This window comes from Psychrobacter sp. T6-4 (assembly GCF_052258425.1).
In the GTDB taxonomy this organism is placed as follows: Bacteria; Pseudomonadota; Gammaproteobacteria; order Pseudomonadales; family Moraxellaceae; genus Psychrobacter.
Genome location: NZ_JBQQEZ010000002.1, coordinates 217,696 through 235,319, shown reverse-complemented (window position 1 = coordinate 235,319; position 17,624 = coordinate 217,696). Strand labels below are relative to the sequence as shown.

The window sequence follows — 17,624 nt, the reverse complement described above, 5'->3', positions numbered from 1 at the left end:
CCTTTGATTAAAGGTCTTTTTATTTTTATAACGTTTTTATTACTGAAGTTCAACCGTGGCGCCGTTTTCGATATTGGCGTAGACCTCTAATACATCCCAGTTGGTCAAGCGTACACAACCTGCCGAGGCTTGACGGCTAATGCCTTCAGGCTTAGGTGAACCATGGATACCATAAGAGGGTTTTGACAGTCCCATCCATACTACGCCGACGGGATTGTTCGGGCCTGGTGGTATCATATGAACTTGCTTGTCACTGCCTTCGCCGACTGTTGCTTTGTACCACGGCATTTTGACTCTATTAATAATCTTAAACGTGCCTTGTGGTGAAGGTGTGCTACTACTACCAACCGTAGTGGGATAAGTTGCGACCAGCTTGTCGCCATTATAGGCGTAAAGGGTTTGATCGGCTTTGTTAGCGACTACGCGGTTGATACGCTGTTTAAGTGGCGCGCGTGTGTTGAGGACTGTGATGGTCTCGCCTGCGCGGTAATCTTTGTTTTTATTGAGCTTGTCAAGGTAGCGCACGTCCATATGAAAGCGCTCACCTAACATCTCTTTGATATCCTGATAGTACAGACCTTTCATTTTTGATTTGGCTGGATAGCCTGAAGGGGTTGTCGCAAAGTTGGTTTTGATATCGTCTTCGGTCAGCGTATAAGTGACCAGTACGGGCTTATTGGCTGGGATATTCTTGACTAGCGCATCCCAAGTTTTTTGATCCATTTTTCCCGTCGTTGGCAAGCCTTTCATCGCCTGAAAATTGGTCAAAGCTTTTTTACTGTTCATACCCCAGCCGCCATCGATAGGACCAGGTGAGGCGTGGTTCCAATCTAACAAGGCTTGGATTTTGATGGTCATTGCTGAGTTGACATTCATGCTAGGCGACCAGGTAGCGTTATTGACCTGTTTGGCATAGTTTGAGAGGTTCAGCGTAGTATGTATTTTGCCATCAACATCTTCGATACTCTTGATCGTGGTATCGGTATTAGCCGCTTGCAACTGCTCTGTGCGCGGTATCTCAAACGCAGGCGCGTCAAAAGGCTCACTACCTTGACTGGGCGCGGCAATAGCTTGACCTTCACTAATCTCATCTGTGCGATCAGACTGCTCGTCTTTACGGGTCAATTCCTGGGCGCTCATGTTATCAGCAGCAATGTTATTTGATGCCGCATTGTTGTTCGCAGCTTGAGCGTTTCTAGGTTGAGTCGCCGCCTGAGTACGCTTGGAGTCAATAAGTTGACTCATACGATCGGTCGCATTGTTGTTTTTAGCTATTGAGCGATTGCGGTTTTCTTCGACATCAAGGCTCGCTAGAACAGCGATATCTGGCAATTGCTCTGCAGTACCTACGGGCAGGGTGCGCGTATTATCATTGGGCGCAGCAAAAGTGCTTGCGCTAAGCATAGCAAGTGCTACAGAGGCGATAAGAGGGTTTAATTTCATCATGTTTATTCACTTGTGATGGTTACTAATGGGGCTATTATGCGCATATTTAGGGCGCTTCGCAAACTTTTGACACACATTTTTGTGCCTCTTATCCGCTTTGTGTCAACTGATGACGCATTCACTACAATACAGAGATAATTGAGTCAGGCTACAGGTTTTTTAGCAAGGAAGCTGATACGAAGCTTGCGCTAGGAGTAAGACTACAAGCCGATACTAACAGCAATTGGCGCAATCTGGCGTTTGCGTCTATAATGCGTATTTGACTTGAGCTAAAATTATGCCAAAGGCTTGAGCGATTATTACTTTTGATAACGAATTTTAATCATTAGGGGCAGTATGTCAGCAGATCAAATCATGAGCGCAGAGGACTTTCAGAATCTACATTTAGATGAAGACGCGATGCAAGACTCAGAGCATAATCAATTTGCTAATTTGCATAGTGAGCTTGAAGAGGCCCGCGCGCAGCTATTTAGTATTCGCGACTTTATTCGTTTTTCGGTGACACAACTGCGTAATTATGACGTTGTGGTCGCACAAGGTACTACCGATGAGTTCGCTGAAGCGGCGGCTATCGTTCTGCATTGTTTATCATTAGATTGGTCTGCTAATGAGCAGATTCTCGATTGCCGTTTGACTGCATCAGAGAAGCAAGCAGTGCTGAGCTTACTTGAGCAGCGTATTAGCGAGCGTAAACCGCTTAGCTACTTGATTAATTTGGCTTACTTTTGTAATTTGCCCTTTTATATCGATGAGCGCGTTTTGATTCCACGCTCACCGATTGCTGAGCTGATCCGTCAGCAGTTCTATCCTTACTTTGATGTGAATGAGCGCGCTGTGCCTTTGGGTCAAGCAGGCTCAGATAAAGCGGCGAGTTTTTATGATCATGGCCTTGACATGAAGCAGTTGTCGCAGCCTGAGCGTATATTAGATATGTGTACGGGTTCAGGCTGTATCGCTATCGCTATGGCGACTCGTTTCGTCGACGCTTTGGTCGATGCCGTCGATATTGACAAAGGCGCGCTTGAGGTCGCTATGGTTAATGTCGATCATCATGACTTAGGCCATCAGGTCAATGTGATAGAGTCGGATCTGTTTGCAAAGATACCTGCTGAAAACCAATACGAGCTGATCGTCACCAATCCGCCCTATGTGGACGCTGCTATCATGGCAGATCTACCGCCAGAGTTCTTATATGAGCCTGAACACGCTTTGGCGGCTGGGCAAGATGGCTTAGATCTTGTGCATCATATCTTGTATCAAGCGGCAGATTATTTAAGCCCTGAAGGCCTGCTCATCTGTGAAGTGGGCGATAGCGAATGGGCATTGAACCAAGCTTATCCTGATATCCAGTTTGATTGGCTCAAGTTTGCGCTTGGCGGACACGGCGTGTTTGCTATCACTTATGATGAGCTTATCGCCAACCGTGCGCTATTTGCTAACTATGTACAAAGGCTAGATGGCGCTCAGTAGAGGCTATGTTTTGATTTTTAAAGAGAATAATTTGATGATGTAAGTGCTGATAGCAAGCACCAATGATTAAGGATAAGTATGGCAGGCAATAGTATTGGACAGCTGTTTTGTGTGACGACATGCGGCGAGTCGCACGGCGCAGGTCTTATGGCAATAGTAGATGGCGTGCCACCTGGTCTGGAGCTTAGCGAGTCAGATTTGCAAGTAGATTTGGATCGCCGTAAACCAGGCACGTCCAAATACGCCACCCAGCGCCGTGAGTCAGATGAGGTCGAGATCATCTCAGGGGTATTTGAAGGCAAAACCACAGGCACCTCAATCGGTCTGTTAATTCGCAATACTAATCAAAAATCAAAAGACTATAGCGAGATTAAAGACACCTTTCGCCCAGGTCATGCCGACTATACGTATAGCATGAAATACGGCTTTCGAGATTATCGCGGTGGCGGGCGTTCCTCAGCGCGCGAAACAGCGATGCGCGTAGCCGCAGGCGCTATCGCTAAAAAGTATCTATCCGATAAATTAGGTGTGCAAATTCACGGACATGTCACCCAAATCGGTAATGAGTACAGCCAAATCACCAACCCAAACGAGATCGACTGGGACTATGTCAATAGTAATCCGTTCTTTTGCGCAGATAAGGACGCGGTTGCTCGCTTTGAGACCTTGATTGATAGCCTGCGGCGCGCGGGCACCAGTAGCGGCGCAAAGCTTGAAATTATCGCCAGCGGCGTCCCTGTCGGTCTAGGTGAGCCGGTATTTGATCGCTTAGATGCTGATATTGCTCATGCTATGATGAGCATCAATGCGGTAAAAGGCGTTGAGATCGGTGATGGTATGGCGGTAGCAGGACAGTTTGGGCACACCTCTCGTGATGAACTCACGCCAGATGGCTTTACTGCCAATCATGCAGGCGGCATCTTGGGCGGTATCTCATCCGGTCAAAACATCAGCGTAAGTATCGCGCTCAAGCCGACGTCCAGTATCACAACGCCTGGCAAAAGTATCAATACCCAAGGGGAGGCGGTCGATATGCTAACCAAAGGTCGCCATGATCCGTGCGTTGGCGTGCGAGCGACGCCTATAGCTGAGGCTATGCTGGCCATTGTCTTGCTCGATCACTACCTGCGTAACCGTGGTCAAAACGGTGATGTCAAAGCGCCCGTTGAGTCCATTACTTAAAGCAGTATCTCTAGCTCTCTAGCACCGCCAAAAGCCATTTGCTTTCTCTTACTTCTGAGAAAACGAATGGCTTTTTTATGCGTATATCTTTAATCGTAGACAAGTAACACTCTTAAATGAGCAAAAACCATCTAAGGTTTTGCTAAAGGCAAAGTAATACTCACCTTTACGCCGCTTACTTGCTGCTCGTTTACCTCAGTGATCGCATTATTTAGGCTAACGCTTCCACCATGATGTTCAACGACTTGCTTGACCAAAGTTAAGCCCAGCCCCGTGCCTTTTTTGGGAGCACTGTTAAAAGTATGATTTGTGCTTTCTTCACGGTTATCAGAGTGACTTTGGTTAGCATTTATGGTCATCAAACGCTGATGCGATAGACTAAAGTAGCGATCAAAAGCTTTGGCAAGGGCGTAGTCAGGAATAGCTTTGCCGTCATTAAAGATATCGATAGTCACCACCTCTTTGTTAATCGAAGTATGAATCGTTATGGTGACAATAGACTCAGCAAAATGAATGGCGTTGTCTAATAGATTTTGCAAAGATTGCACCAGCCAAAACCGATCGGCATATACGGTCGTTTGTGCAAGCATATCAGCAGATAACTTTGTACCACCATCCAAATTCTTATCGTTTATATAAAGGTTAATAGCCGCTAATTGCTGCTGTTGCACCTTAACGGTGTTATCTTTCATTAGGCTTTGCAACATAGGAAGCAAGGCTATCGGTTGCCGGCTCAGCTTAAAGGTAGGTTGCTGGACTTTGGCCAGTAGCAGTAACCTATCAATCAGTAGCTGCATCTTGATACTTTGCTCACCGACGGTTTGAATAAGCATCTGCTTATCTTCGGCGTCAAGTCCGTCGTCTTCTAATAGCTCGCCGCTGGCACGAATAGCGGTCAATGGGCTTTTTAGCTCATGAGTCAAGGTATGGACATAGTCGCTGACATAGGCCTTGTTCTCTAAGCGATGCTTCATGGTTTCGATAGTATCGGTCAAGGTATTAAGCTCATGCCCCAGATAAAAATACGGCTTTTGCGTGTCCTCTGCCAGCGTTCCTGTGTATCTAGTGACCAGAGTAATGCTTTGTTTGAGCCACCATGCCACTAATCCTGCGAGCATAAGCGCGACGATACTGACCAGCAAAGCGGTAATGAGCATACGCTCACGAGTATTATCTAAATAGGGTAATACGCTAGCGACAGGCTTACCCACGCTGACCACGCCAATAGTTTGACCTGTATCATCGGTTATGGGCTGCGCGACATACATGACAGAGCTATCGCGCTTGCGGTTATCGCGTACCGTACTTCTAACGCCGTACTGTCCGCGCAAGGTTAAGTAGATATCATTCCAGCGACTGTAGTCTTCGCCCTCAGCATTGTCAGGCGCCGGTAGCGAGTCATATATGACCCTGCCGTTATTGTCCGTGACATAAATACGAAAGCTGCTATAGGTTTTTTTATCGTAAGTCTTGCTGATATTACTGTCGAGTGGCTGACCTACAAAAGCCTTGTCAAGATCAGCTTGATAAGCCTTATCGTATAGCGCTCCTGACTGTAGCGGCTCTTGTAAGCTTGCTGCCATAAGCTTACTGGTATCGAGCAGTGTGTCTTCGATGACTTGCTTAACAGTAGGTTTGACGTAGCTAAAGAGCTGCGTAAAGACGACAATGCCGCAGATAATAAGCACCAGTGCGACCGCCAACCAAATGCGAAAAAATATACTTAAATTAAGCGGACGCTTGGGATCTTCAATCTGTTGATCGGTACCGATAGGATGCAATTTGGCATACCAATTACTTTGGTTGATTTTGGTATTTTTTGAGTGGGTATGATGTGACTTGTGCTTCAACTTAGACATTAGGCAGGAAACAATCCATAACCAAGGCCGCGATGGGTATAGATGACATCGAGGCTCTCATCAACTTGCGCTAACTGCTTACGAATCGATTTGACATGGCTGTCTATCGTACGTGCTAGGCGATGATCGGGATAATCACTGACCGCATTAAGCAGCTGCTCGCGACTAAAGACCTGATTGGGTGCTTGCAATAGGGTCAGAAGGATTTTGCGCTCGGTATTACTCAACTCCAACTTTTGCTCTTGCCACGTTAATGAGTAATTGAGCGGCTGATAGTGCCAAATTCCTGACTGGCACTCAAAGCTCAAGGCCTGCTCTGATAAAGGATTGATTGCTAGGTTATCTGAGTTATCTGCTAGGTTCGCTTTTTGAGCCGTTTGTTCTAACAATAGCTGCTCACGTCGCCAAATGGATTTGAGCCGAGCGACTAATTCGCGCGGGCTAAAGGGCTTGGCACAATAGTCATCGCCGCCCATCTCAAGGCCCAAAATACGATCGACCTCATCGCTGCGAGCGGTCAGAAATACGATAGGCGTATTCTTTAACTGTTTGATGTCAGGCGTATGGCGAATCTGCTGACACAGGCTGAGTCCATCGCCATCAGGCAAGCCGACATCTAAGATAATAGCGGATAAATCCTTTGCCGCATCGCTACGCAGCATCGGCAAGACGCTACTGGCGTTATCGAGCCAAGTTATCTGCCAGCCTTCGCGCTTGCAAGTTACCTTGAGCGACATGGCAATAGCGGGATCGTCTTCTACTAGTAAAATATGAGTCATAAGGTATACAGCGTCAGGTAATAGAGGAAGGATCATTAAGCTCAGTGTTGAAAAAAACAGATTGAGCATCATAAAGCAGGCAGCGGCAAAGGCTATAATGTCGCTAAATATATACCTTTATGATAAAACTATCCTAGCATGTAAGGTTTGTAAAATGATGCAAAACCTAAGCAAAGGGTATGAAAAATTGATGAATAATAACAACCCAAGGTATTTTACTAAAACGTATAAACTAGCCAGAATGCATAAACTTTACTTTTAATTTGAGGCAAATCCTATGAGTACTTATTTAGATGTCGTCACCGTAGAGCATAATCCGTCAAGCAAACCTATAGACCGTGCGGTTATTTGGTTGCATGGTCTAGGCGCTAGCGGTCATGACTTTGAACCTGTGGTTCCGCAATTGGGCCTAAGTCAAGATATGGCAGTGCGCTTTATTTTCCCGCATGCGCCGCAGATTCCAGTAACTATCAACGGCGGTATGGTGATGCCTGCTTGGTATGACATTTTAGAGATGAGTCTGGATCGTAAAATTGATGTCACCCAAATTGAGTCCTCCTCTCAAAGCATCCGTGATCTAATCGCGCGTGAGATTGAGCGCGGTGTCAAACCTGAACATATCGTTATCGCAGGGTTCTCGCAGGGCGGGGCAGTGGCTTATCATGTCGCACTCGGTCATCCTGAGCGTTTGGCAGGGCTGATGACGTTATCTACTTATCTTGCGACCAATGATATCCTTGACTATAGCGAAGCCAACAAAGATATTCCGATCTTGATTGAACATGGCACCCAAGACCCTGTCGTCCCCGTAATCTTGGGACAACAAGCGCAGCAGGTCTTAGCGAATAAAGGCTATAACGTGGATTATAATACTTATCCAATGGCGCACCAAGTCTGTATGCCGCAGATTCAAAACATCGGTCAATGGTTAAATAAAGTACTAAGCTAAGCCGTCTAACATTAAAAGTTGAATGCTATTATTTCCAAAGCCAGTCGTTCGATACGACTGGCTTTTTTATAGGAATGAATTATCAATTATTCAGGCATTGCTGTATATTTATATTAATAGATATAGATTTTGATTCTACTACTCGCTATAAGAAGACATTTGGAGGTTTAAGGTGCAATCTACCTACTTAGCTTTTTATATTGCTGAGCACGGAAAGGCATTAGACAAGATCATTAGTGCTATAGATCGATCGCCTTATAGTCATTGTGAGCTTATTATTAATGAGCTTGGCAACCAGCATTATGACTGTATCAGCTCAAGTCACCGTGATGGCGGACTGCGGCGTAAGGTCATAGATATGACGAGCGGTCACTGGGAGTTAGTATCTGTGCCATGCGATATCGATTATGCCGTGCGTTGGTTCAATAAGCGCCAAAGGTTTAAATATGATTACTTAGCACTCATTAGAACCGTTGTTCCTGGGTTTTATAACCCTGAACATCGAGTATTTTGTTCTGAGGCTTGCGCTGATATGCTAGAGCTAGTAGATCCTGCTAGTTATGGACTTAGAAAACTGTATCGCTGGGCAAAAAATACAGCTGCGCTAGAGAACGAATAAACCCTGTCCATGCTATATACAGCATGAGCTGTAAAGTTGTGTAATACAGAACAGTTATAGGTTGAAGTAGAGCCTACAACTACTATATAATAGACAGTCTTCTTGGGGATGTTCTGGCTTCGACGCTGGTGATGAAACTCAATGATGCATGTCGAGAGTATATGTCCTCTCGTTAATCCAACATATATTGTTATAGTCGCAAACGACGAAACTTACGCTCTAGCAGCTTAAACCCAGTTTACTTGGTTTAAACCCTGCTTACTTGGTTGCTGATCACCTACAGTTGGTCAACTAAGTTGAAGCGTCCGCATGTAGGCTCGCCACAAGGGATTGTCTCAATCGCTTGGGTTCAAAAGTAGAGAATCGTCCAATCCATCCTGACTGTCGGATCGGTGCGGATTAAAGCCAAAGACAGAAACTAAACATGTAGATTCATGAGCGTAATGCTGGCGGACGCGGGTTCAACTCCCGCCATCTCCACCAAATATTAAAAAACCGATCACTTTAAGTGGTCGGTTTTTTTGTTTTATTAAGTTGTACTGATTATATCACTAGCAAATAGATCTCATAATGTTATATGATGAATATATGCTCCCAAAGCATTGTTGATAAAAGGAATTTATCTCAGACTAAAGCTGTTTTCAGTTTTAGTTAAACATAATCAACCATGGATGGTGAATATTATGACAACTCAAGCAGCAGGAAAAAGTGTAGCTAGACTTACGCTGATAACTATAGCGGTGTCATTGGGATTATCTGGTTGTTCAGATAATGATGTTAATTTTGATAGTAATGCTAAACCTGAGCCTAAGCCTGAATTTTCGGCTACTATCCAGCGTACTGAGTTCGGTATCCCTCATATAACAGCTGATGACTACAAAGGTTTAGGTTATGGTGTCGGCTATGCTTTTGCTGAGGATAATTTCTGCTCACTTGCGCGTGAAGTTGTCGTCGCTAGAGGGGAGAGCATGCTTTATTTAGGCGATCAAGGGAATGAAGCAAGCGATGTTTTTTATACCTGGTATAACTCCCCTGAGAGACGCGCTGAGTTTTTAGCGGCTCAAGACCCAGAAACTATCGATGCGGTGACAGGCTATGCGGCAGGGTTTAGCCGTTATCTACGCGATACAGGGGCAGCTAATATTGATCCTGCTTGTGCTAACGCTGAATGGGTACGTGAGATTACCCTTGATGATTTGTTGACTGTTTACGGTAAGGCCAACCTACGCGGCGGACTCTCCAACTTTGTTAGAGCGATTGTTGCGGCCGCCCCTCCTGCTGATCCTGATTCTGCAACTATTGGTATTCAAGATAGCTCGAGAGCCAGTAGTTTAGCGCCTGTCGACCCTGTGGTAGAGTCAGCCCCTGAATTTAACATGGAAACTATCAATGTCTTAAACGGTGGTAGTAATGCCTATGCCTTTGGTAGTGACTATACAGGGACTGATAGCGGTGTTATGTATGGCAATCCACACGAACCATGGGAGGGCGTACAGCGCTTTTATGAATTTCATACTACGATACCAGGTGAGCTTGATGTGATGGGCTCCGCTCAGCAAGGACAACCTTTTATTAACATCGGCTTTAACAAAGACGTGGCTTGGAGTCATACCGTATCGACTGCTAAACGCTTTACGCTTTATCAGGTGAGCCTAGTCAATAATAATCCTCTAAAATACAACTATATCAATAGCGCAGGCGCAGTTGAACAGCTTGATATAGAAGAAGTTGAAGTCATGGTTCAAATGCCAGATGGTCAAGACCCATTGGTTCGCAGTATCTACGTTTCAAAATATGGACCGATGATAAATGCTAAAGCGCTCAATCCTGGCTTACCAGCATGGGGTGATGCCAACAACGTAGCTTATACTATTCGTGACGCTGCTTCCGAAAATCCGCGCGCTCTTAACCAGTGGCGCAGTATGAACATGGCTACTAGTGTTGAAGATCTCGTTGATAGAATGCAGACTATTTTAGGTCTAGGGTTCGTCAATACGATTGCGACAGATCGTAATGGTAAAGCACTATACGCTGATATCTCGACCGTACCTAATGTCACAGCTGAAAAGCTAGCGGCTTGTAGTGCTAACGCAGGCGCCGCTCTTCCTCTTTTGATAGAAAGAAACTTACCCGCACTCAACGGCAGTACTGCTGCCTGTGAATGGGGTAATGATGCCGATTCACCGCAAGCGGGTATCTTTGGGGGTTCAAACTTACCTTTTATCATTCGTGATGATTATGCGCTCAACTCTAACGATAGCTATTGGCTTAGTAATGCAGAACAGCCGTTAACCAGGTTTTCACCTTTGTTAAGACGCGAGTTGTTACCTTTCTCTGAGGATGCTGCGCCGTTATCTCTACGTACTCGTATGGCCTTTACACAAATATTTGACCGAGTAAGCAATGACGACGGTTTAGGAGGCAATACCTTTAATCTTGATAAAATGGAGAAAGTAGTCTACAGCAATCGCAGTTATGGCGCTGAACTCGTACTTGATGACGTTCTAGCAAACTGTCAAGCTAACCCGACATTGCCTTTAACTAGTGGCAGCACTATTGATGGCACTCAGGCTTGTAATGTTTTAAGTAACTGGGATCGTCGTAATAATCTTGATAGTAAAGGCGCTCATGTCTTTAGAAAATTCTGGACTAATCTTAATGTCAATAATTATGCAAGATTTAGTACTCCTTTCGATAAGACCAACCCTATTAATACGCCGCGTGACCTAATTATCAATGACAGTACTCGTAGAGCTTTGGGTGATTCCATTGCTTATTACAATAGTAAGAACATTGCACTCGATGCGCCTTTGGGTAGCTTGCAATTCGTTTTTGACGCGAGTAAAAATAACGACAAAATCTCTATGCATGGCGGCTTTGGTGGTGAAGGGGTATTCAACGTTGCAAGCTCAAGTCAAAACGACGATGGCACCTATGGTCCAGTAACTAATGGTCCAACGTACATGCAAGCGGTGACATTCGATAGAAATGGCCCTGTTGTAGATGCGCTACTAGCGTTCTCGCAAGCGGGTGATACGACTCGTCCATTCCATCGTGATCAGACCCGTCGCTACTCAGATAAAGAGTGGATTCGTCTGCCATTTAGTGCCAGCGAGATTCAAAATAAAGCAATAGGTAGCAAGCTTGAGCTTCAAGAAGACTCAGATCAATCTCAAGAAAGCTTAAATCAGTAATGTTAAAGGCACGAAAAAGCTGAGCGATCGCTCAGCTTTTTCGTGTCTATCCGTTGTAAAAACTACCAGCAATTAGTCTTTTAGAACCTCAGCCATAGCATTGGCAACATAGTCGATATTGCTAGTATTTAGACCAGCAACGCACATACGCGAATTGGATACCATGTATATACCAAACTCGCTTTGCAAACGCTCAACCTGCTCGGGCGTAAGTCCTGTAAAGCTAAACATGCCGTTTTGATCCGTTAAGTAGTCAAAATTGCGGCTAGGGACGTTGGTCTCTAGTACTGATTTAAGCTTTAGGCGCATAGATTTGATACGGTCGCGCATGGCATACACTTCGCCAACCCACTGCTCATGCAACTCATCATCGTTCATCACGATATCGACGACGTGTCCACCGTGTGATGGTGGGCTTGAATAGATACGGCGTACAGTGAAGGCCAGCTGACCAAAGACACGTTCAGTCTCGTCAGGTGTCGGGCAAACGACCGATAGACCACCGACGCGCTCACCGTATAATGATAAGTTTTTAGAGAACGAGTTACTAACAAATAATGTCAGACCCATATCAACTGCCTTACGAATCGCATAGGCATCGCTATCCATGTCTTCACCAAAGCCTTGATAAGCGATATCCATAAATGGAATCAGCTCCTGCTCTTGAATCACATTGAGTAGCGTATCCCACTGCTTACGTGTCAAATCGACACCAGTAGGGTTGTGGCAGCATGGATGCAACAGCACAACGTCGTTTTTGTTCAACGTCTTAAACAGTGCAATCATCTCATCGAACTTGAGACCGCCCGTGGCTTTATCGTAGTATGGGTACTTTGCCACTTCGACATCACTGCCTTCAAAGATGGCAATGTGGTTGCCCCATGTTGGATCGCTGACATAGCATTTTGATTGCGGGAACCACTCATTGATAAATTCAGCGCCGACTTTTAGCGCCCCAGAACCACCGATAGTGGCGATAGTAGCGACCAGACCGTCTTTTAGTACTTGCGCGTCCTTGCCAAATAACAAATCTTGACACGCTTTACGGTGCCCAGGTAAACCTTCCATAGGCAAATAAGGGCGCGGAGAGACCGAGTCTGCTATGCGTTTTTCAGCAATTTTTACGCACTCAAGTACGGGCAGTTTACCATTCTCGTCATAATAAACACCAACGCCTAGATTGACTTTGTTTGGGTTGTTGTCAGCAACGAATTTGTCTTTTAGCCCTAAGATAGGATCGCCTGCGTAATAGTCGACACGTTCAAACATATTTTTTCCTTTAAAATAAAACCGCTAAAAGCATAAACCAGATTGGCACTGAACTCAACATGATCGTTGAGGTTCATATAAAGAGATTGAGGTAAACATACAGATGGAGCAATTATACTATAGTGGCAAAATTTTCTGAGGGTAATATAAGTTTGCTTACAATAAGATGATGGCAATAACTCTATTCTATGTTAAATATCAAGCTATCAACATTTGCTAATCCATCTTTAATTTACAAGCAAGGAGACTAACTGTGTGGGATCAACGTTATAGCGAGCCAGGGTTTGCTTATGGAACCGAGCCTAATGATTTTTTGCTGGAGACTTATCAGCATATTCCAGCAGGCGGGCGTGTCTTATGCTTAGCTGAAGGCGAGGGTAGAAATGCAGTTTTCTTAGCTCAAATGGGCTATGAGGTCACGGCTATGGACTTATCTGAGGTCGGACTAAAAAAGGCGCAGCAGTTTGCTTGTGATAAAGGCGTGACAATAACGACACAACTGGCAGATCTGGCAGATTATCCATTTGGCGAGCAGCAGTGGGACGGCATTGTCTCCATTTGGGCACATACGCCTAAAGAAATACGCCAACATGTCCATGCTCAAATAAGTACAGCGCTAAAGACCAACGGAGCGTTCATTCTTGAAGCTTATACCCCTGAGCAACCTTCAATGTCAGGCGTGGGTGGTCCATCTGCCACGCAGACAGGCATGTTTATGTCGCTAGATTTACTACGCTCTGAGCTTAGCTCCCTAGACGAGATCGTTGCTATCGAAAAACACCGTAACGTTATGGAAGGATCAAGTCATCAAGGTATGAGCGCCGTCGTTCAGTATGTCGCGCGCAAAAAGGACTGATTTTATACTGCTATGATTATCTTGAATATTTTTTAAACAAAAGGGTAAGACCATGCTGCCATCCTCAACCTCTGCTGATACGCTCCCATCTAATAATGAAAATCCAAGTAAACAAAACAAGCGTACTAGGCTAGCAAGCAAAAAAGCATGGCTATTCGTTCCAGCCACAAGAATGGATCGCGTGCCCAAAGCCTTTGCTAGCAGCGCCGATGCGGTCATTGTGGATCTAGAGGATACCGTAGCTGTAGTGGACAAAGTCAAAGCTCGTAATGATCTACAGACCTACCATGACAGCGCTGATTATCAACCCGTGTGGGTGCGTATCAATAGTGCAAACAGTCATGAATTTACCAAGGACTTGGCATGCTGTCAGCAATTGCCAAACCTAGCCGGTATCCTCTTATCAAAGGCAGAAAACGCTGCAGATATAGAGCAGGTATACAAGGTCACTGGACTATCAGTCATTGCGCTGATAGAGACGGCAAAGGGCCTACATAATCTCGATGCTATGGCAAAAGCATCAGGCCTATTAGCGTTAAGCTATGGATTTTTGGATCTTTGTAATGACCTACAAGTGCAAGTGGGCACGCAGGCCGCTGATATTGTCGCTAATCAGATTCGCTATAATCTGCTACTAGCGTCCGCCGTGCATCAGCTAGCTGCGCCTATCGATACTATATATCCAGATTTTAACGATGATAATGGTCTACGCGATCGTGTCCAGCTTTGGTCACACATGGGGCTATCCGGAATGCTCTGTATTCATCCCAAACAAGTCGCTGTCGTCAAACAAGCCTTGCAGCCCAGCGCTGATGACATTGCGTTTGCTAAAAAGGTCGTTGAGGCGTACGAGCATAGCGGACAAGCGGTATTTAAGGTAGATGGCAATATGATCGACGCTCCTGTCATTAAGCGTTGTCAGCAACTGCTTATGCAAATCAACGTAGAGTAGGGCTATGTTTTATCAAATAATACATAGTGTTAAGTAAGAGAAAATTTCAGATCACCATACGCGAAAACTTGTTTTGATATTCTTTTGGCGTCAGCTGGGTCGCTCGTTTAAACAAACGGGTAAAGGAGGAGATATCGCTATAGCCCACTTGGTAAGCGAGCGATTTGATCGTCACTTGCCCAGACTCCAACAGACGCTTGGCCTGCTCAATCCTGACTGCCTGAATGTATTCAATAGGGCGCATCGCTATGCAAGCCTGAAAACGCCTATTCAAGGTGCGCGGCGTGACGTTAACCATCGCTGCCAAATCGCTCACCTGTAGCGGCTCATTAAAGCTGCTTTCGATAAATTCCTGTACGTGCTTGACGAGCGTATCGGCATGCGACTTGTGAACCGTCACATTGGTATAGCTATTTTGACTACCGCGTTTACTATCGATAATTTGCGTCTTTGCCACTTGCGTTGAGACCTCGCGCCCGCAGTAGCGCTCGATCAGTAGCAGCGCCAAATCATAAAAGGCACTGCCGCCTGCCGCGCAAAATATATTGCCTGATTGAGTGACAAATTGGTTTTCTTGTAAATCAACGCGTGGGTATTCGCTTTTAAACTTACTAGCATAACCCCAATGCGTTGTGGCGGTTTTGCCATCTAGTAGTCCAGCCGCCGCTAGAAAAAAAGCGCCACTACAGTTACTGGCGATATCGGCCTCAGTGCTGGCAAGGCGTTGTAGGTGCGGCAACAAGGCGCTATTTTGTTTTAATACTTTATCAATAGAATCGCCAATGGTTGGAATAAGTAGTAAATCACACTCACTCACGTGAGTGATATCGCAGTGCGCTTGCATGATAAGGCGGTTGCTACATTTGATATCGTTTTTGCCAAGACTTGCGATCTGCACTCTAAATTTTGGCTCTACTTCCAAATCCAAAAAGCGCTGCCAACTGACTCCAGTGAACGAAAATAAGTCTAACGCCCCTGCCAATACGCTACCAAGCACACCATCAAATCCAAGAATGACGACTTCAAAAGGTTTTTGACTTGGTATCTGGCTGGGCATGGTAGTTAACCTCTCTGCACTTATAGCTAAGCGGATGTCTTTTTTCACCTTAATTATGTCATGAATGACAATACGGTACGAGGTTAAATTAGATTACTATTGATCAACCACTTATTTAATCTATTCGTTTTACTACAGAGAGAAGACTATGGCGACCGATACTTTAATTAATACTTACGAGCTACCGTTTCAATTGTACGATGTGCTGGATGTCGAGAGTTTAATCAAGCATCCTAAGTTCGCTGAGCATAACCGAGAGACTTTTGATGCGGTTCTTGAGACTGCGGATAAAATTGCGACTAATTTATTCTTACCACACAATCATCTCGCGGACAAAGATGAGCCACAGTTCGATGGCAAAACAGTCTCTATGATTGATGATGTCAAAGTGGCTTTTGATGCGTTTCGTGACTCAGGCTTTATCGCGGGTCGCTATAGTTTTGAAGATGGCGGCATGCAATTGCCAGAGACGGTAATGACGGCGGTAGCGGGTTATTTTATGGCGGCTAACCCTTCAACGACGGCGTATCCTTTTTTGACGTCAGCGGCGATCAATGTCCTCTCGCATTTCGCTAGCGACGAGGTCAAAGACGCCTTTATGCCGCGTATGCTTACAGGTGAGTTCACCGGCACGATGGCACTTACTGAGCCGCATGCAGGCTCGTCATTGTCTGATATTAGAACCACGGCAACGCTGCAAGAAGACGGCTCATATCGCATCAAAGGCAGCAAAATCTACATCTCAGGCGGCGATCATGAGTTATCTGACAATATTGTGCATTTGGTATTAGCCAAAATCCCAGGCGGTCCTGGCGGGGTAAAAGGAATCTCCTTATTTGTTGTGCCAAAATATCGTCTAAAGGATGACGGGTCAATCGGTGAGCGCAATGACGTCCATTTAACAGGGCTACTCCATAAGCTTGGCTATCGCGGCACCACATCTACGGCGCTAAGTTTCGGCGATAAAGGCGAATGTTATGGTTACCTAGTCGGCGAGCCGCACTTTGGTCTACGCTATATGTTTAAGATGATGAATGAGGCGCGTATCGGTGTTGGCTTTGGCGCGGCGATGATCGGCTATCGCGGTTATCAGTACTCGCTCGATTACGCCAAAGACCGTACCCAAGGTCGCATCGCTCCTAACAACAAGCCTGAACATGATGCCACGGCTATCATCAATCACGGTGATGTTAAGCGCATGCTTCTTGCGCAAAAAGCCTATAGTGAGGGCGGTATGGCGCTGTGTCTCTACGGCTCAAACTTGATTGATCGTATCAATACCACTGATGATGACACGCATCAAGCCGAGCTATCAGAATTGTTAGATCTGCTTACGCCAGTGATTAAAGCCTGGCCTTCTGAATATGGACCCAAAGCCAACGACTTGGGCATCCAAGTCTTGGGCGGCGCAGGTTACACCCGTGAATATCATGCCGAGCAGTTCTGGCGTGATAATCGCTTGAATCCTATTCATGAAGGCACAAATGGCGTACAAGCGCTCGATTTGTCATTTCGTAAGTTATGGCAAAAGGGCGGTTTGGGTATTCAAATCCTCAAACGTGAAATCACGCAAGATTTGCAAAGTATTACTACGCCTGAGAGCGCAAAACTGGCGGGTAAGCTCGTGCCCTACATGGAGCATTTGCATGAGGTGTTAGTACATTTGAGCAAAATACTACCGACTGAAAAAGCCATTACGCTTACGGGCAATGCGCAGGCTTTGATGAATATTTTTGCTTCCATCGTGGTCAGCTGGATATGGATTCGCCAAGCGAGTAAAGCGGAGCAACTGCTCGCTGTTGAACAAGATGCTACTACTCAGGATCAGGACAAACAAAACTTCTATCACGGCAAAATACAAGCAGCAAAATACTTTATCGATTGGGAGCTACCGACGATTCAGCGTGATATTGACCTGTTAAATAACGACAATGCAGTATGTACAGACATGCAAGCGGAGTGGTTTTAAACCATTATTTAAAAACCTAGGGT

The 17,624-nt window shown here is 45.4% G+C and carries 13 protein-coding genes and 1 other RNA gene; 9 read left to right on the top strand and 5 right to left on the bottom strand.

Features of this window, described 5'->3' with window-relative positions; genetic code table 11:
- Positions 1–39: 39 nt before the first annotated feature.
- Complete coding sequence (locus ACTXGE_RS02740) at positions 40–1,446, bottom strand: L,D-transpeptidase family protein (RefSeq protein WP_435950735.1); 1,407 nt, start codon at positions 1,444–1,446, stop codon at positions 40–42.
- A 336-nt stretch (positions 1,447–1,782) separates the two neighbouring features.
- Here ACTXGE_RS02740 and prmB point away from each other — a divergent pair, with 336 nt between their 5' ends.
- Both prmB and aroC read left to right on the top strand, forming a co-directional pair.
- Positions 1,783–2,916 (top strand): 50S ribosomal protein L3 N(5)-glutamine methyltransferase, encoded by a 1,134-nt coding sequence (prmB, locus tag ACTXGE_RS02735; RefSeq protein WP_443541702.1) that lies wholly within the window; start codon positions 1,783–1,785, stop codon positions 2,914–2,916.
- 78 nt (positions 2,917–2,994) lie between these two features.
- The gene (aroC, locus tag ACTXGE_RS02730) at positions 2,995–4,098 is read left to right on the top strand and encodes a chorismate synthase (protein WP_443541700.1); all 1,104 of its coding nucleotides are present in this window, start codon (positions 2,995–2,997) and stop codon (positions 4,096–4,098) included.
- A 131-nt stretch (positions 4,099–4,229) separates the two neighbouring features.
- Here aroC and creC read toward each other — a convergent pair whose 3' ends face one another.
- Together creC and ACTXGE_RS02720 are read right to left on the bottom strand one after the other, a co-directional pair.
- Positions 4,230–5,957: a two-component system sensor histidine kinase CreC gene (gene creC / locus ACTXGE_RS02725; protein ID WP_443541698.1), complete on the bottom strand. Its 1,728-nt coding sequence runs from the start codon at positions 5,955–5,957 to the stop codon at positions 4,230–4,232.
- A complete protein-coding gene (locus ACTXGE_RS02720; protein ID WP_443541696.1) occupies positions 5,957–6,736 on the bottom strand; it encodes a response regulator in 780 nt (259 codons plus the stop codon). The genes creC and ACTXGE_RS02720 overlap by 1 nt, the downstream gene beginning before the upstream one ends.
- A gap of 277 nt (positions 6,737–7,013) precedes the next feature.
- Here ACTXGE_RS02720 and ACTXGE_RS02715 point away from each other — a divergent pair, with 277 nt between their 5' ends.
- From ACTXGE_RS02715 to ACTXGE_RS02700, 4 genes are all read left to right on the top strand, one after another.
- Positions 7,014–7,685, top strand: a complete 672-nt coding sequence (locus ACTXGE_RS02715) for an alpha/beta hydrolase (RefSeq protein ID WP_443541695.1) — start codon at positions 7,014–7,016, stop codon at positions 7,683–7,685.
- Between the two features lie 172 nt (positions 7,686–7,857).
- Positions 7,858–8,304 carry a hypothetical protein gene (locus ACTXGE_RS02710; RefSeq protein WP_317199767.1) on the top strand — a complete coding sequence of 149 codons (447 nt, stop codon included), beginning with the start codon at positions 7,858–7,860 and terminating at the stop codon, positions 8,302–8,304.
- A gap of 104 nt (positions 8,305–8,408) precedes the next feature.
- Positions 8,409–8,787, top strand: a transfer-messenger RNA (tmRNA) gene (gene ssrA, locus ACTXGE_RS02705).
- Positions 8,788–8,987: 200 nt separating this feature from the next.
- Positions 8,988–11,498 carry a penicillin acylase family protein gene (locus ACTXGE_RS02700; RefSeq protein ID WP_443541693.1) on the top strand — a complete coding sequence of 837 codons (2,511 nt, stop codon included), beginning with the start codon at positions 8,988–8,990 and terminating at the stop codon, positions 11,496–11,498.
- 72 nt (positions 11,499–11,570) lie between these two features.
- Here the strand turns inward: ACTXGE_RS02700 and ACTXGE_RS02695 are convergent, their stop codons facing one another.
- A complete protein-coding gene (locus tag ACTXGE_RS02695; protein WP_443541691.1) occupies positions 11,571–12,767 on the bottom strand; it encodes an amino acid aminotransferase in 1,197 nt (398 codons plus the stop codon).
- 253 nt (positions 12,768–13,020) lie between these two features.
- On the opposite strand from ACTXGE_RS02695, the gene ACTXGE_RS02690 reads away from it, so the two are divergent.
- Positions 13,021–13,623 (top strand): class I SAM-dependent methyltransferase, encoded by a 603-nt coding sequence (locus tag ACTXGE_RS02690; protein ID WP_443541689.1) that lies wholly within the window; start codon positions 13,021–13,023, stop codon positions 13,621–13,623.
- Positions 13,624–13,675: 52 nt separating this feature from the next.
- Positions 13,676–14,575: an HpcH/HpaI aldolase/citrate lyase family protein gene (locus ACTXGE_RS02685; protein ID WP_443541687.1), complete on the top strand. Its 900-nt coding sequence runs from the start codon at positions 13,676–13,678 to the stop codon at positions 14,573–14,575.
- Between the two features lie 46 nt (positions 14,576–14,621).
- Here ACTXGE_RS02685 and ACTXGE_RS02680 read toward each other — a convergent pair whose 3' ends face one another.
- On the bottom strand, positions 14,622–15,632 hold the full coding sequence (locus ACTXGE_RS02680) for a GlxA family transcriptional regulator (protein ID WP_443541685.1): 1,011 nt from the start codon (positions 15,630–15,632) through the stop codon (positions 14,622–14,624).
- A gap of 148 nt (positions 15,633–15,780) precedes the next feature.
- Between ACTXGE_RS02680 and ACTXGE_RS02675 the strand changes: the two genes are divergently transcribed.
- Complete coding sequence (locus tag ACTXGE_RS02675) at positions 15,781–17,601, top strand: acyl-CoA dehydrogenase (protein ID WP_443541684.1); 1,821 nt, start codon at positions 15,781–15,783, stop codon at positions 17,599–17,601.
- The last annotated feature ends 23 nt before the right edge of the window (positions 17,602–17,624 follow it).

Coding starts and splice junctions, on each gene's coding strand:
- ACTXGE_RS02715 (WP_443541695.1), top strand. CDS start 7,014: ATGAGTACTTATTTAGATGTCGTCACCGTAGAGCATAATCCGTCAAGC.
- ACTXGE_RS02695 (WP_443541691.1), bottom strand. CDS start 12,767: ATGTTTGAACGTGTCGACTATTACGCAGGCGATCCTATCTTAGGGCTA.
- ACTXGE_RS02740 (WP_435950735.1), bottom strand. CDS start 1,446: ATGATGAAATTAAACCCTCTTATCGCCTCTGTAGCACTTGCTATGCTT.
- ACTXGE_RS02685 (WP_443541687.1), top strand. CDS start 13,676: ATGCTGCCATCCTCAACCTCTGCTGATACGCTCCCATCTAATAATGAA.
- ACTXGE_RS02700 (WP_443541693.1), top strand. CDS start 8,988: ATGACAACTCAAGCAGCAGGAAAAAGTGTAGCTAGACTTACGCTGATA.
- ACTXGE_RS02675 (WP_443541684.1), top strand. CDS start 15,781: ATGGCGACCGATACTTTAATTAATACTTACGAGCTACCGTTTCAATTG.
- prmB (WP_443541702.1), top strand. CDS start 1,783: ATGTCAGCAGATCAAATCATGAGCGCAGAGGACTTTCAGAATCTACAT.
- creC (WP_443541698.1), bottom strand. CDS start 5,957: ATGTCTAAGTTGAAGCACAAGTCACATCATACCCACTCAAAAAATACC.
- ACTXGE_RS02680 (WP_443541685.1), bottom strand. CDS start 15,632: ATGCCCAGCCAGATACCAAGTCAAAAACCTTTTGAAGTCGTCATTCTT.
- aroC (WP_443541700.1), top strand. CDS start 2,995: ATGGCAGGCAATAGTATTGGACAGCTGTTTTGTGTGACGACATGCGGC.
- ACTXGE_RS02720 (WP_443541696.1), bottom strand. CDS start 6,736: ATGACTCATATTTTACTAGTAGAAGACGATCCCGCTATTGCCATGTCG.